General features: G+C 68.3%; 13 protein-coding genes and 1 tRNA gene. 6 read left to right on the top strand and 8 right to left on the bottom strand.

Features of this window, described 5'->3' with window-relative positions; genetic code table 11:
- On the bottom strand, positions 1–495 hold the full coding sequence (locus tag RS83_RS15850; RefSeq protein ID WP_045280431.1) for a hypothetical protein: 495 nt from the start codon (positions 493–495) through the stop codon (positions 1–3).
- Between the two features lie 151 nt (positions 496–646).
- On the opposite strand from RS83_RS15850, the gene RS83_RS15845 reads away from it, so the two are divergent.
- Positions 647–3,121, top strand: a complete 2,475-nt coding sequence (locus RS83_RS15845; RefSeq protein WP_045280430.1) for a tetratricopeptide repeat protein — start codon at positions 647–649, stop codon at positions 3,119–3,121.
- Positions 3,122–3,151: 30 nt separating this feature from the next.
- Here RS83_RS15845 and RS83_RS15840 read toward each other — a convergent pair whose 3' ends face one another.
- On the bottom strand, positions 3,152–4,009 hold the full coding sequence (locus tag RS83_RS15840) for a 3-hydroxyacyl-CoA dehydrogenase (protein WP_045280429.1): 858 nt from the start codon (positions 4,007–4,009) through the stop codon (positions 3,152–3,154).
- A 59-nt stretch (positions 4,010–4,068) separates the two neighbouring features.
- Positions 4,069–4,503, bottom strand: a complete 435-nt coding sequence (locus RS83_RS18400) for a MarR family winged helix-turn-helix transcriptional regulator (protein ID WP_052679146.1) — start codon at positions 4,501–4,503, stop codon at positions 4,069–4,071.
- Positions 4,504–4,602: 99 nt separating this feature from the next.
- Between RS83_RS18400 and pepN the strand changes: the two genes are divergently transcribed.
- Positions 4,603–7,095: an aminopeptidase N gene (gene pepN / locus RS83_RS15830; protein ID WP_045280428.1), complete on the top strand. Its 2,493-nt coding sequence runs from the start codon at positions 4,603–4,605 to the stop codon at positions 7,093–7,095.
- Between the two features lie 7 nt (positions 7,096–7,102).
- Here pepN and RS83_RS15825 read toward each other — a convergent pair whose 3' ends face one another.
- Together RS83_RS15825 and RS83_RS15820 are read right to left on the bottom strand one after the other, a co-directional pair.
- Complete coding sequence (locus RS83_RS15825) at positions 7,103–7,639, bottom strand: GNAT family N-acetyltransferase (RefSeq protein ID WP_156153230.1); 537 nt, start codon at positions 7,637–7,639, stop codon at positions 7,103–7,105.
- A complete protein-coding gene (locus tag RS83_RS15820) occupies positions 7,639–8,277 on the bottom strand; it encodes an MBL fold metallo-hydrolase (protein WP_045280427.1) in 639 nt (212 codons plus the stop codon). Before RS83_RS15820 ends, RS83_RS15825 begins: the two co-directional genes overlap by 1 nt.
- A 151-nt stretch (positions 8,278–8,428) precedes the next feature.
- Here RS83_RS15820 and RS83_RS15815 point away from each other — a divergent pair.
- A tRNA-Glu gene (locus RS83_RS15815) sits at positions 8,429–8,501 on the top strand.
- A gap of 134 nt (positions 8,502–8,635) precedes the next feature.
- Here RS83_RS15815 and RS83_RS15810 read toward each other — a convergent pair.
- Both RS83_RS15810 and RS83_RS15805 read right to left on the bottom strand, forming a co-directional pair.
- The gene (locus RS83_RS15810; RefSeq protein WP_045280426.1) at positions 8,636–9,745 is read right to left on the bottom strand and encodes a DUF4349 domain-containing protein; all 1,110 of its coding nucleotides are present in this window, start codon (positions 9,743–9,745) and stop codon (positions 8,636–8,638) included.
- Positions 9,742–10,299 carry an RNA polymerase sigma factor gene (locus RS83_RS15805; protein WP_045280425.1) on the bottom strand — a complete coding sequence of 186 codons (558 nt, stop codon included), beginning with the start codon at positions 10,297–10,299 and terminating at the stop codon, positions 9,742–9,744. The genes RS83_RS15810 and RS83_RS15805 overlap by 4 nt, the downstream gene beginning before the upstream one ends.
- A gap of 243 nt (positions 10,300–10,542) precedes the next feature.
- Between RS83_RS15805 and RS83_RS15800 the strand changes: the two genes are divergently transcribed.
- Both RS83_RS15800 and RS83_RS15795 read left to right on the top strand, forming a co-directional pair.
- Positions 10,543–11,547, top strand: coding sequence for a TerC/Alx family metal homeostasis membrane protein (locus RS83_RS15800; protein WP_045280424.1), 1,005 nt, complete (start codon positions 10,543–10,545; stop codon positions 11,545–11,547).
- A 12-nt stretch (positions 11,548–11,559) separates the two neighbouring features.
- Complete coding sequence (locus tag RS83_RS15795) at positions 11,560–11,910, top strand: DUF2834 domain-containing protein (RefSeq protein WP_045280423.1); 351 nt, start codon at positions 11,560–11,562, stop codon at positions 11,908–11,910.
- Here RS83_RS15795 and RS83_RS15790 read toward each other — a convergent pair.
- Positions 11,873–12,469: an LON peptidase substrate-binding domain-containing protein gene (locus RS83_RS15790; RefSeq protein ID WP_045280422.1), complete on the bottom strand. Its 597-nt coding sequence runs from the start codon at positions 12,467–12,469 to the stop codon at positions 11,873–11,875. The genes RS83_RS15795 and RS83_RS15790 overlap by 38 nt on opposite strands.
- A gap of 36 nt (positions 12,470–12,505) precedes the next feature.
- Between RS83_RS15790 and RS83_RS15785 the strand changes: the two genes are divergently transcribed.
- Positions 12,506–13,003, top strand: a complete 498-nt coding sequence (locus tag RS83_RS15785) for a DUF427 domain-containing protein (protein WP_045280421.1) — start codon at positions 12,506–12,508, stop codon at positions 13,001–13,003.
- Positions 13,004–13,012: the final 9 nt, after the last annotated feature.

Below are 13,012 nucleotides of genomic sequence, written 5' to 3'. Positions count from 1 at the left end.
TCAGGGCTTGTAGACGATGGCGATGTTGAGCTGCCCGCTCTCGCGAACCCACGACAGCCATCGCGGCTGGTCGCCGGACAGACGCTGGATCGGAATGACGTAGATGCCCTGGTCGAGGCGGCTGAGGGCGCGGAACTCCGGCTTCTTCGAGATCCAGATGCTGCCGCCGCCGTCCCATGGCTCGAGGCAGGAATAGACGTAGCCGTGCTCGCGGAGGTTGATGCGATCCGCGAGAGCCTCGGCCTGCGGCGCCAGTTCCGCGAGCACCTCGGCCGGCACCGAACCCTCGAGCGTGAACGCAGCCACGTCGTAGATGTTGTTGTCGCCGTAGTCACGGGTTGCGAGGATGCTGAGCTCGGTCACGCCCTTGTCGCTGTTCCGCGTCCAGAGCGCGTGCGAGTTCTTCGCCCGCTTGTTCATCAGGAATCCACCGAAGTTCACCTTCTGGAAGGCGAAGTCGTCGAGTTTGGCGGTGATCTCAGCACGGGTGGTCATCGAATCTCTTTCGTCCGGGTTCGTTCGAGCGGGCGCGCATCGCCCACAGCGAGCCCGAGCCTAGGAGCCGGACTGCCAGCGCCGCGCGAGTCCGAACGAGTCCGAACGCCCCGATGTCCTGGCGGCAATTCGACTGTCATAGGCTCGACTCATGCCCGATGCGCACACCCTCGATGAGCTGTGCGCCGCGCTCGGCATCCTGCGTTCCGCGGCCGGTGCTCCGTCATATGCCGAGATCGCCCGTCGGATCGGTCGACTGCGCGGCGGCGAGGAGCCGGCGAAGGTCACGGTCTACGACTGCTTCAGGCCCGGACGACGCCGCGTCGACGACCGACTCATCGGTGATATCGCGACCGTCCTCGGGGCTGCTCCCGACGACGCGAGCGAGTGGCGGGATCGTGCTCGGACGCTGAACGGCCAGCGAGCCGGCGTGCACATCGAGGTCTCGCTCGCGGTGCGGCACCGGGACGACGCGGCGATCGGACGCGAGGCGCTCATCCAGAGTCTTCCGGCCGTCGACGTCATCCTGCTCACCGGACTGCCCGGTGTCGGCAAGAGCACGCTGGCCTCAGCGCTGGCGCCTGCGGATGCGGTTCTCACCGTCGACCTGCGCGCGTCGGACACCGACCGTCCGGTGGCCGATCCGGTCGACGTCCTGCGGCGGATGCTCGGTGCTCTCGGACACCGCTCGCTGCCATACGAGCTCTCTCGACTGCGGGAGCGCTTTCGTGCGGAGATCCGAGACCGGACGGTCATTCTGGAGGATGCCGGACCTGCCGCACGGCTCCTGTCGTTGATCGTGCCGGGTGTGCGATACGTCGTGACCTCACGCGGTGATCTCTCCGCCTCGGCGTCGCAGCTGCGGGGGAGCGGCATCTCGGCGGTGCATGTTCCGGTTGCTCCGCTGGAGACGGTCGACGCACGCAGGCTGCTCGTGCATCTCCTGGATCCTTCGCGTGCCGGCGACACCGCCGCGCCGCTTCAGGTGGCGGATGCGGCGATCGATCGGATCGTGACGGTGGCCGCCGGACTCCCACTGGATCTGGCGATGCTCGCCGGCATCGTGCACGAGCACCCAGGGTGGACCTTCGACGACCTCGCCTCCCGCTTCGAGCAGGAGCCACGGGATGCACGCATCCGTCCCGTGCTCGACGCGGCGACGAGATCGCTGCCGGCCGACGAGGCGGAGCTGCTGGCAGACCTCGCTCTGATCGACCGGGACCTCGACGAGCGCGCGCTGCTCGCCGCAGGCGGTGCCCAGACCGTCCGGCGACTCGAACGGCTTCGAGCACGGCACCTCGTCGAGCGCCAGGACGGCCGTGTGCAGATGCACGCCACGGTCTTCGCGTTCGCAGCCGAGCGATCCCGCGCGCTGCGGCCGTCGTCGGCCAGACGAGCGTTCGTGGCACGACTCGGGGCCGCTGTGCTCGAAGTGCTCACCGTGGACGACGACTACGCTGCCCACGAGGTGAGCACCGTGCTCGCAGTCGCAGGCGCCGCTCGTGAACACGGACTGGACGCGATCGTCGAGCAGCTCGCGATCGCCGCGCACCCGACGCTCGTCCGGTGGTCGCTGTGGAACGAGTCGATGCGGCTGCACGACCTCGCCGCCCGCAGCGCCGGACTGGATCTGGTGCCGGACATCGCGCTCGGCATCGCGCAGTGCGCCGAGAAGCTGGGCCGGTTCGACGAGGCGCTCGTGACGCTGCACCGCGTGCGTCGGATCGCGACGGGCGCAGCGCTCGCGCGCACCTGGAACCAGATCGGCAATGTCCAGCGCTGGATGAGTCACCTCGACGAAGCGCTGGCCTCGTACGGGCGATCGATCGATCACGCCAGAACGGCCGGCGACCGCGTCGTCGAGGGACGGGCGACGGGCAACCATGCTGACACCCTGCGGATCCTCGCGCGGTATCCGGAGGCCGAGCGCGAGTACGCCGAAGCGCTGGCAATCGCAGTGGCTGCGGGTGATGAGCTGAACATCACGATCGTGCGCGGGAACCGGGCCCTGCACATGCTCGCCGTCGGACGCCTCGAGGAGGCCGAGCATGCGTTGGCGGAGCTGCTCGACGGGTCCGGCGGTCGCTCGCTGCCGTATGTGCGACGGACCATGGCCTTGGTCGCCGAAGCCAGGGGAGACGACGCTCGCGCGCTGGAGTGGATCGGCGATGCGCTCGATCCCGCGCAGCGCGATGCGGAGTACGGCACGGCGGCAGACCTGATCCTCCTCGGGGCGCGCATCGACGCGCGGGCAGGTCGGCACGCACGTGCACTCGAGGCCGCGGACGGTGCACTGAGGGCGGCTGAACGGGCCGGTTCACCGCTGATCGCGACTGAGGCAGCCAACTCGCTGGCCGAGATCCTGCTGGTCGCGGCGACAGTCGACGCGGACCAGGACTCGCTGCGCGCAGCCGAGCGACACGCGCTGGAGGCGCGCGGCACCGCGGAAGCGACCGGGGACCGCGCCGAGGTCGCGCGCAGCGATCGTGCCCTCGCCCTGATCGCGCTCGCTCGCGGTGATGCGGAAGAGGCCGCGGTCAGAGGAGCCGCGGCAGACGCCCTGTATCTCGAACTCGGCCATCGGCTGGCACCCGCACACGACGAAGCGGCCGTCACGTCTCCGTGAACGGCCGCCTCAGTCAGCGTGCTCCGCTGGTCAGTTGCTCCGCGGGTAGGTGTAGAAGCCCTCGCCGGTCGCCACGCCGAGCTTGCCCTGGTCGATGTAGCGCTCCTTGATGAGGTCGGCGAACGCCTGCTGCTTCGCATCGCCCATCCGCGAGATGTTGTACGCGGTCGTGAGGCCGACGATGTCGTAGATCTCGAACGGCCCGGCAGGCGCGCCGGTGCCGATCCGCCAGGTCGCGTCGATCGCTTCGGGCTCTGCGATGCCGCCGACGAGCAACTCGCCGGCTGCCTGCAGGAACGGGACCAGGAGCGAGTTCAGCAGGTAGCCTGCCTTCTCCTTCTTGATCTCGATCGGCACCATTCCGATCGAACGGGCGAATTCGACGACCGCGGCGTAGACCTCGGGGGCGGTCGCTGCGGTGCCCATGACCTCGGCGGTGTTGTGGGACCAGATCTCGTTCGCGAAATGCAGTGCCAGGAACCGGTCCGCGCGGCCGGTCGACTCGGCCAGGGCGCTCGGCAGGAGCGTGGACGAGTTCGTCGCGAAGACCGTGGTCGCCGGAGCGGCTGCGCCGATCGTGCGGTAGATGCCCTGCTTCAGCTCGAGGTTCTCGGGGACGGCCTCGATCACGAGATCGGCCGCTGCGACCGCATCAGCCAGGTCCGAGGTCAGGCGGATGCGCCCGATCGCGGCGGTCGCGCCGCCGTCTGCCGCGCCCTCGACGCTGTCAGCCTCGTACCGTGCTGCGAGCCCGGTGAAGCGCTCCGCTGCGCGACCCAGCGCTGGCTGATCGATGTCGTAGGCCACGACGTCGAAGCCGTGGAAGGCGGTCTGGAACGCGATCTGCGATCCGAGGACGCCGGTGCCGAGGACGGTGATGTTCTTCATTGCTCTTCCTTCTCTGGTGACCTTGTGGGTCGGGTTCTGCGGTGCGCCGCGCTGCCCGGTCAGGACAGGCCGGTGCTGTGGTCGAAGCGCTCGAGGTCGTGTGCGAAACGGGCGACCTCGTCGTCCGTCCATGGCTCGAGGTGCGCGTCGATGATCTGCTGGAGTGATGCGAGCGTGCCGCGGTACGCGGCGGACCCCGCATCGGTGAGCTCGAGCGGGCGCCCCCGGCCGGACTCCACCGGAGCCTCGCGGACGATGCCGAGTGCGATGAGGGCCGAGAGCTGTCGGGAGACGGTCGACCTGTTCAGGCGGAACATGCGGGCGATGTCGATCGAGCGGATGCCCGGCTGTTCGGCGATCGCCATCACGATCGACTGATCGGTGACCGAGAGCGGGGCGTCGCCGAAGCGTGCGTCGGCGAGCCCTCGACGGGAGATCGCGACGAGTGCGCGGAGCACTGTCTCGCTGTGCTCACCGCGTGCATCTGCGTGCATGTCCGACCTCCTGTTGCTGAATGCAACGCTACGCCCGTCTGTTGCATTCCGCAACACGGTGAGATGGGCGAGCGGAGTACCGGGTGACAGGATGGACGCATGGACACCGCCAATCTCACCCGTGAGGAGACCGCCGCGCGATCCGCTGCGATCACCGCGCGCAGCATCCGCGTCGAACTCGATCTCACCGGAGCGCCCGAACAGGCCCGTATCGGGTTCGCGACCACGACGACGCTCGACTTCGACGCGAGCACGACGCACACGTGGCTCGACTTCATCGGGGACTCGGTCCGCAGCGTCACGGTCAACGGCGAACCGCAGGACGTCCGATACGACGGCGCCCGTATCCGGCTCACCGGGCTCGAGGCGTCGAACACCGTGGTGGTCGAAGCGATCGGGACGTACAGTCGGTCCGGCGAGGGGCTGCACCGGTTCCATGATCCGGCAGACGGCGAGACATACCTGTACACCCAGTACGAGCCGGCGGACTCGCGCCGCGTGATGGCGTGCTTCGAGCAGCCCGACATCAAGGCCGCCTACACGTTCGTGGTGCACGCGCCCGCCGAGTGGGAGGTGCTGTCCAACCAGGCTCCGGTGCACACCGACCGCGGCGTCGGGGTGCAGCGCGTCGAGTTCGCTCCGACGCTGCCCGTCTCGAGTTACATCACCGCAGTGGCAGCCGGTCCGTACACCCGGGTCGACGGAGAATGGACGCGGGATGAGCAGCGGATCGCCCTCGGCGTGTTCGCCCGCCGCTCGCTCGCCCAGCACCTGGAGTCCGACGAGATCCTCGATATCACGCGCCAGGGCCTCGACTTCTTCACCGACGCCTTCGCGTACCCGTACCCGTGGGGCAAGTACGACCAGATCTTCGTGCCCGAGTACAACCTCGGCGCCATGGAGAACCCGGGCCTCGTCACCTTCACTGAGGCGTACCTCTCGCGCGGCGCCGCGACCGACGCGCAGCGCGCGGCTCGGGCGAACACGATCCTGCACGAGATGGCCCACATGTGGTTCGGCGACCTCGTGACGATGCGCTGGTGGGACGACCTGTGGCTCAAGGAGTCGTTCGCCGACTACATGGGCGCGCACGCCTCGGCGGCGGCGACCCGCTTCACCGATGCCTGGGTGAAGTTCGCCGCGAGTCGCAAGGCATGGGCGTATCAGCAGGATCAGCTGCCGACGACGCATCCGATCGTGGCCGACATCACCGACCTCGAGGCCGCGAAGCTGAACTTCGACGGCATCACCTACGCGAAGGGCGCATCGGTGCTGAAGCAGCTCGTCGCGTTCGTCGGCGAGGACGCGTTCTTCGAGGGTGCCCGTCGCTACTTCGCGGCCAACGCGTTCGGCAACACGACGCTCGATGATCTGCTTACGCAGCTGAGTGCGGTCTCCGGCCGCGACATGCGCGACTGGTCAGCTGCCTGGCTCGAGACGACGGGCATGTCGACGTTGTGGCTCGAAGCTGCCGGTGACGGCGGCGGGCAGGTGCTCGTGCAGACGGATGCGCGCCCGCATCGTCTGCGGATCGGCATGTACGACTGGGTGGGGGATCGGTTGGTCCGTCGTGAGCAGGTCGCTCTCGACATCGCGGAGGAGCGGACGGCCGTCGAGCTGGCGGATGCCCCGCTCGTGCTCCTGAACGACGACGACCTCACGTACGCGAAGGCGCGGCTCGACGAGCGGTCCCTGGTGACCGTCGAGGCGTCGCTGTCGGCGATCGACGATGCGCTCGCCCGCGCGCTCGTCTGGTCGTCGCTCTGGAATGCGACGCGCGACGGCGAGCTCGACCCGGTGCGGTACCTCGCGGTGGTGCGTGCGCATGCGCCGCACGAGCCCAACATCGGACTGCTCACGGGGGTGCTCGCCAATGCGGCGTACGCCGTGCGGCACTTCGTCGATGATGCTCGCAGGTCGGATGAGCTGCGCGCGTGGACTGAGGCGTCGTGGAGCGCCCTGCAGGGAGCCGCTGCCGGCAGCGACGCCCAGCTGTCCTGGGCGCGCGCTTTCGCTGCTGCGTCAGCCGCCGATGACGTGCGCGCTGCGGACGTCCGAGCGCTGTGGGAGGGCCGTGCCCCCGAAGGGCTGACCGTCGACCCCGATCTGCGGTGGCAGCTGCTGACGGCTCTCGTCACCACCGGCCATGCCGGCGCCGATGAGATCGCTGCCGAACTCGCGCGTGACGACACCGGCACCGGCCGAACCGCGGCCAGGCGTGCATCGGCTTCTCGCCCTGAGGCCGACGTGCGCCGTGCTGCATGGGAGGCGGCCTGGACTGACCTCTCGTTGAGCAACGATCACCTGGATGCAGAGATCGCAGGCTTCCGCGCCGGTGGCCGCCGCGATCTCATCGAGCGTTTCGATGCCGAGTACTTCGATCGGATCGGCGCTGTGTGGGGAACACGCAGCATCGAGCTCGCGAAGCGTCTCGTGATCGGACTCTTCCCAGCGACCGATTCGACCGATCGGGTCGACGCCTGGCTGGCTGAGAATGAGGACGCCCCGGCCGCGCTCCGCCGTATCGTGATCGAGCAGCGTGATCACCTCGAACGCGAGCTCGGGGTGCGCGCACGGTACGCGGGGAACTGAGCTCCGGTCAGTCCGTCGCAACCGGTGCGAGCTGCATGCCCATGACCGTGCGCACGATCCATGGATGCGCGCGGTCGTCGTCGATGTGGGTCATCCCGAGGCGCTCGGCGACCGTGCGGGAGGCGACGTTCTGCGGGTGGATGATGGCGGTCAGCAGGGTCGGGGCGAACTCGACGCGTGCGAGTTCACGGCACGAGATGGCCGCCTCGGTCGCGAGCCCCTGACGTTGCCGGTCTGCGCGGACGTGGTAGCCGACCTCGAGCACCGGACTGTCGTTCACCGATTGCCAGGTCAGTCCGCAGTCACCGAGGAACTCGCCGTCGTGCGTCTCGATGACCCACAGACCGTGACCGTGCTCGACGTATCGCGTCTGCATCCGCTCGATCCAGTCGAGACTCTCCTCCCGCGTCTTCGGCGCGGGGTAGTACGCCATCACGCGCGGATCGCCGAGCAGCTCCGCCATGTCGTCGAGGTCGTCGACCGTCATCTCACGGAACCGCAGACGGGGCGTCGGTCGGGGGAGCAGTCGGCGCGGACCCTGCATCAGACGTCGAGCGTGTCGCCGGGCTCGAGAACGAAGAACTCGCCGCCGCCCTGCTCCGTCGCCCACTGCAGGCGCTGGCGGTGCATCGTCTTGCCTGCGACGGAGAGCGTCATGTCGTGTGTGCCGAACGCCCGGCGCGGCGCGACGGCCAGCACGTAGTCCATCGCGTCGCCCACCTTCAGCCAGGGTGCTCCGAGGGGTGCGGCGAGGGTGTCGACCGCGACGCCCTCCGGCACCGCGTAGGAGTCCCCGGGGTAGTACAGCGTCTCGTTCACGAGTACGCCGACGTTGTCGATCGTCGGGATCGAGGCATGGATGACCTCGTGGGTGCCGCCGAAGAAGCGGAGCGTGAAACGGCCGACCTCGATGGTGTCGCCGGGGGCGACCACCGTGATCTCGTAGTCGGACGCGGCCCGAGCGACGCCCGCCGACCCGTAGATGGGCGTGCCCGGCGCGGCGCGCAGGATGCGGTCGAGGTGCTCTGGTGTCCAGTGATCAGGGTGCTCGTGGGTGAGGACGACAGCGACGACACCGCCGAGATCGTCGTGCGGGGTCGTGAAGGACCCGGGGTCGATCAGCAGGGTCTCGTTTCCCTCATCGATGCGGAGGGCGGCATGTTCGAACTTGGTGACGCGCATGTGATGAGTCAACTCCTTCTCGGCCCACTCGGCAAACCATTCCGCGTGCGCCACGCCCGGGCGCCGCGCACCGGCGGCCTCGATTTGGCGCAGCAAGAATCCCCGTGGCATACTTGAACGGTTGTCGCGGCACGGAAACGTTCCGCCAGACGGCCCCATCGTATAGCGGCCTAGTACGCTGCCCTCTCACGGCGGTAACGCGGGTTCGAATCCCGCTGGGGTCACACAACACACGAAAGCCCTCGGTTCTCCAAGGGCTTTCGTCGTATCCGGGCGTCTGCCTCGCCCACGATGCGCGGCGGATGCAGAGAAGGCCGCCCCGTCGCCTGGCGGCGGGGCGGCCTTCGTGCTGAACCTCTCAGTCGGCTCTCGGAGCGGCAGGCGCCTTCGCGGATGCTCGACGGGCACGGATGCCACGACGGATCAGCCACGCCACCAGCACCACGACCGCTGCGATGCCGGCCCAGGGGAGGATGAAGCCGACGGCGATCACGAGCGCGTTGAGCGAGACGACGAGACCGTTCCATCCGGCGAGCAGGCCGTCACCGAAGCCTGCGGGGTCGGCTGCGACGGTCGTGTCGGTGCGAGTGAGCTGCACCGACAGCGACGACATCGCGACCTGGTCGTCGATCGATGCGAGCTGCTGCTCGTACGACTCGAGCTGAGCCTGGCGGTCGGTCAGCGCGACCTCGGCTTCGATCAGCTCGGAGACGCTGCCGGACTGCGCCATCAGCTGGGTCAGACGCTCGACCGATGCCCTGGTCGCATCGACCCGCGCACGCAGATCCACGGCGACCGAGGTCAGATCCTGGCGTGAGATCGCCGACGACAGCACCTCGCCGGAGTCCGCGAGCTCGGCGATCACGTCGGGGAGATCGGCCGACGGCACCCGGATGCTGATCCAGCCGTACCCGGAATCCGCCGGTATCGGAGCGGAGGTGTCGTCCAGCGCGAGCGCCTTGCCGACCTCCGTGCTCTCGACGTAGCCGCCGTGCTGCTCCGCGAGCGCGGTGATCGCGTCTGCGGCCTTCCCGATGTCCTTCACCTGGAGCGTCGCATTCGCGGTCGCGATGATGTCGCGTCCGGCATCCGCTGCCTCTCCGCCTGCCATCGTGAGACCGGCGCTGTCGCTCGATGCCGCGTCGGGGGCGACATCGGCGCTTCGGTCCGGGGCGCCGGCGACGGACTCCGGAACGGCCGCGACGGAGGAGCCGCCGTCGGCCGTGCTCATGGCCGACCCGCCGCCGACAGCACCGAGGATCGGGGGCGTCACGACGACACCGATCGCGAAGGCGGCCGCGATGCCGACGCCGGTCAACCACCGGCGACGACGGGCGCGTGCGCGGGTGGTCGCGATGGCGACGGGGGCGCGTTCCTCGGCGATCTCCGAGAACACCGCGTTCTCGATGCGGGCGATGGTCTCATCGGACAGCGCGGGGAGTTCGTCGAACTCGGGCTGGTCGTTCATGCGTCTCTCACTTCCTTGACGGCGCCCCGCAACTGGGTGCGCACTCGCGAGAGACGGTTCCGGACGACGGCGTGGCTGACCCCGAGCTCCTCGGCTGCCGCCTGGTAGGCGTATCCCTCCGAGGCGCACAGGCGGAGGATCTCGCGGTCGAGCTCACTCAGGGTGCCGACCTCTGCCGCGATGCGCGCGGCGAGGGCAGCCGTGATCACCTGCTCCTCGACGCTGACCGTGTCGGGCAGCCGGTCATCGAGCATCTCGGTCGTGTTCGCCTGGTCGCGTCGCCGCTGCCGGAGCCGATTCGCCGCCTGGAAGCGGCAGATCGTCGCCAGCCAGGGCAGGATCGATTCGCCCTGCAACGCGAAGCCCGGGAGCTTGCGCCACGCCACCACGAAGGTCTCCTGGGTCACATCCTCGGCGTCGGCCGGCGACGCGAGAATGCCGTTGGCGATCCAGTAGACCGGACGTACATGTGCGCGGTACAGCTCGCGGAAGGCGCTCTCGTCACCTGCCGCGGCCTGCGCCGCCCATTTCTGATCACTCGTCTGCACGGGCATCCTGTTTCCGTTCGGTGTCTCTCACCATGCAAGTGTCGATGGATGCCTCATCGTCTCAGAATCGATGTGCGATCCAGTGCGCCTCGCAGGCGCTAGCATGGTCCTCGCGAGGGGGAGTATCCCGAATCCGCGCGTAACGTCATCACGAGCACCGCCATCGCTGCTCCGGGCGCGCGCCGCACATCTGTGCGGGGGAGAGACTCTCGGGAATCGTCGACCCCTCTCGAAAGGCGCAGTGCGCGCGTGAACATCCCCATCTGGTTCGAAGTCGGCTCCCTCGTCGTGCTCGTCCTCATCCTCATCGGCGACCTGATGCTGGTGCGCCTGCGTCCGCACATCCCCTCGACCAAGGAGTCGACGCTCTGGGTCGCGTTCTACGTCGGTCTCGCGCTCGTCTTCGCCGGCTTGCTCGCGGTCTTCGCGGGTGGGCAGTTCGCGGGGGAGTTCCTCACCGGGTGGGCGCTGGAGTACAGCCTCTCGATCGACAACCTGTTCGTCTTCGTGCTGATCATGGCGCAGTTCGCGGTGCCGCGACGGCTGCAGCAGATGGTGCTGATGGTCGGCATCATCATCGCGCTCGTGCTGCGCGGGCTGTTCATCATGCTCGGTGTCACGATCATCGAGAACTTCTCGCCGATCTTCTACATCTTCGGTGCCTTCCTGATCTACACCGCGATCCGCCAGGCGATGCCGGAGGGCGACCACGACGGCGAGGTGCAGCGCGAGAACTTCATCGTCCGTCTGCTGCGCCGACGCATCGATATCAGCGACGAATACGACGGCAACAAGATCCGCACCGTGGTCGACGGCAAGCGCATCTGGACGCCGATGGTGATCGTCTTCGTGGCGATCGGCGTGACCGACCTGATGTTCGCGATCGACTCCATCCCCGCGATCTTCAGCATCACCCAGAACAGCTTCCTGGTCTTCACCGCGAACATCTTCGCGCTGATGGGTCTCCGCCAGCTGTACTTCCTGCTCGGCGATCTGCTCGACCGGCTGCGCTACCTGCACTACGGAATCGCGATCATCCTCGGCTTCATCGGCATCAAGCTGATCCTGCACGCCATGCACGAGAACGAGCTGCCCTTCATCAACGGCGGCGAGCACATCGAGTGGGCACCCGACATCCCCATCTGGCTCTCGCTCACGGTGATCGTGGTGGCGATGGCCGGTGCGACGATCGCGAGCCTGGTCGCCGCCGCGCGGGAGAAGCGGGCGACGAAGAAGGTTTCGATCCCCGAGTGAGATCATGGCGCCATGACTCGTCACTGGACGCCCTTGGCCCTCGTGTATCTCGTGCTGGCGGTGGCCGGCCTGATCGGCACCTGGACCTTCAACGTCATGGCGATCACGCAGATGGCGGACTTCATCGTCGATCTGCTCGGCAGCGGCCCTGCGGTGTCGTCGATCACGGTCGACCTCCTGGTGGTGGCGATCGCCGGCAGCGTGTTCATCATCGTCGAGGCGAGACGGCTCGAGATGCGCTTCGGCTGGCTCTACGTGGTGCTGGCAGGAGTGACGGCCTTCGCGTTCGTGTTCCCGCTGTTCCTGGCGATGCGCCACCGGCACCTCACTCGGCTGACCACAGCAGCTCCGCCTCGAGCGTGAGATCGATGACCTGACGGAGCAGCCCGCCCGCGGTGGTGGAGCGCAGCAGGGTGTACTGGTCGTACTCCCCGAGCGGCGCGATCGCAGCGAGCTGCCAGGCCGCCGTGAGCGGGTTCTCGGCGAGTTCGGTATCGGCGTCCCACCGCGCCTCCGGTGCGCGGCCGAGCGCACGACGCACGATCGCCTCGGCCTCGGAGTGCAGCGGAGTCAGTGCCTCGTTCCATTCGAGGTCGGGCAGCGGTGTCACCTCGGCGCGAGGATAGGGGTCGTCGTCCAGCCACTGATCGATCGTGAACCGCTCGGTGCCGACGGCCACGGCGTGCAACACGTCACCGCCCGCTGCGACACTCACCAACCTGGCCATCGTGCCGACACCGCTGCGCCGGTCGCCGCCGCCGACCTCGTGGCCGCGTTCGATGAGCACGACACCGAACTGCGGGTCGTCCTCGTCGAGCAGTCGCCCGACCATGGTGAGGTATCGGGGCTCGAAGACGCGCAGCGGAAGCGGCGCGTGCGGAAACAGCACCGAGCCGAGTGGGAACATCGCGAGCGTGACCATGGCCCCAGTCAACACCGAGAGACGTACAGTGAACAGATGCGCAGACCCAGCCCCGTCGTTCCCGCTCCCGGCCAGGAATCCGTCTGGGACTATCCGAGGCCGCCGCGGGTCGAGCCGGTGCCTGAACGCCTCACCATCCGCCTCGGCGGTGCGCTGATCGCCGACACCCGGAACGCCGTGCGGGTGCTCGAGACGAGCCACCCTCCCGTCTACTACGTCCCGATGTCAGACTTCGTCGCGGGTGCGCTCGTGGATTCGTCCGGCACCTCGTTCTGCGAGTTCAAGGGCGCGGCGCGGTACTTCGATGTGCGCAGCGGTGAAACCGTGCGCGAAGGCGCGGCCTGGAACTACCCGGATCCCTCGCCGGGCTTCGAGTCGCTCGTCGACCGGGTCGCCGTGTATGCGCAGCACATGGACGAGTGCACGGTCGGCGGAGAGGTCGTCGTCCCGCAGCCGGGTGGCTTCTACGGAGGATGGGTCACGTCGTCGGTCGTCGGCCCGTTCAAGGGCGTGCCGGGCTCGATGGGCTGGTAGCGCCCAGGC

This window comes from Microbacterium oxydans, from assembly GCF_000956525.1.
Taxonomy (GTDB): domain Bacteria; phylum Actinomycetota; class Actinomycetes; order Actinomycetales; family Microbacteriaceae; genus Microbacterium; species Microbacterium oxydans_A.
Note: the sequence above shows the minus strand (reverse complement) of the source record. Positions and strands in the feature narration are given on the sequence as shown.

Bases quoted from the DNA above. Each gene is read 5' to 3' on its own strand.
- RS83_RS15850 (WP_045280431.1), bottom strand. From the start codon at position 495: ATGACCACCCGTGCTGAGATCACCGCCAAACTCGACGACTTCGCCTTC.
- RS83_RS15845 (WP_045280430.1), top strand. From the start codon at position 647: ATGCCCGATGCGCACACCCTCGATGAGCTGTGCGCCGCGCTCGGCATC.
- RS83_RS15840 (WP_045280429.1), bottom strand. From the start codon at position 4,009: ATGAAGAACATCACCGTCCTCGGCACCGGCGTCCTCGGATCGCAGATC.
- RS83_RS18400 (WP_052679146.1), bottom strand. From the start codon at position 4,503: ATGCACGCAGATGCACGCGGTGAGCACAGCGAGACAGTGCTCCGCGCA.
- pepN (WP_045280428.1), top strand. From the start codon at position 4,603: ATGGACACCGCCAATCTCACCCGTGAGGAGACCGCCGCGCGATCCGCT.
- RS83_RS15825 (WP_156153230.1), bottom strand. From the start codon at position 7,639: ATGCAGGGTCCGCGCCGACTGCTCCCCCGACCGACGCCCCGTCTGCGG.
- RS83_RS15820 (WP_045280427.1), bottom strand. From the start codon at position 8,277: ATGCGCGTCACCAAGTTCGAACATGCCGCCCTCCGCATCGATGAGGGA.
- RS83_RS15810 (WP_045280426.1), bottom strand. From the start codon at position 9,745: ATGAACGACCAGCCCGAGTTCGACGAACTCCCCGCGCTGTCCGATGAG.
- RS83_RS15805 (WP_045280425.1), bottom strand. From the start codon at position 10,299: ATGCCCGTGCAGACGAGTGATCAGAAATGGGCGGCGCAGGCCGCGGCA.
- RS83_RS15795 (WP_045280423.1), top strand. From the start codon at position 11,560: ATGACTCGTCACTGGACGCCCTTGGCCCTCGTGTATCTCGTGCTGGCG.
- RS83_RS15790 (WP_045280422.1), bottom strand. From the start codon at position 12,469: ATGGTCACGCTCGCGATGTTCCCACTCGGCTCGGTGCTGTTTCCGCAC.
- RS83_RS15785 (WP_045280421.1), top strand. From the start codon at position 12,506: ATGCGCAGACCCAGCCCCGTCGTTCCCGCTCCCGGCCAGGAATCCGTC.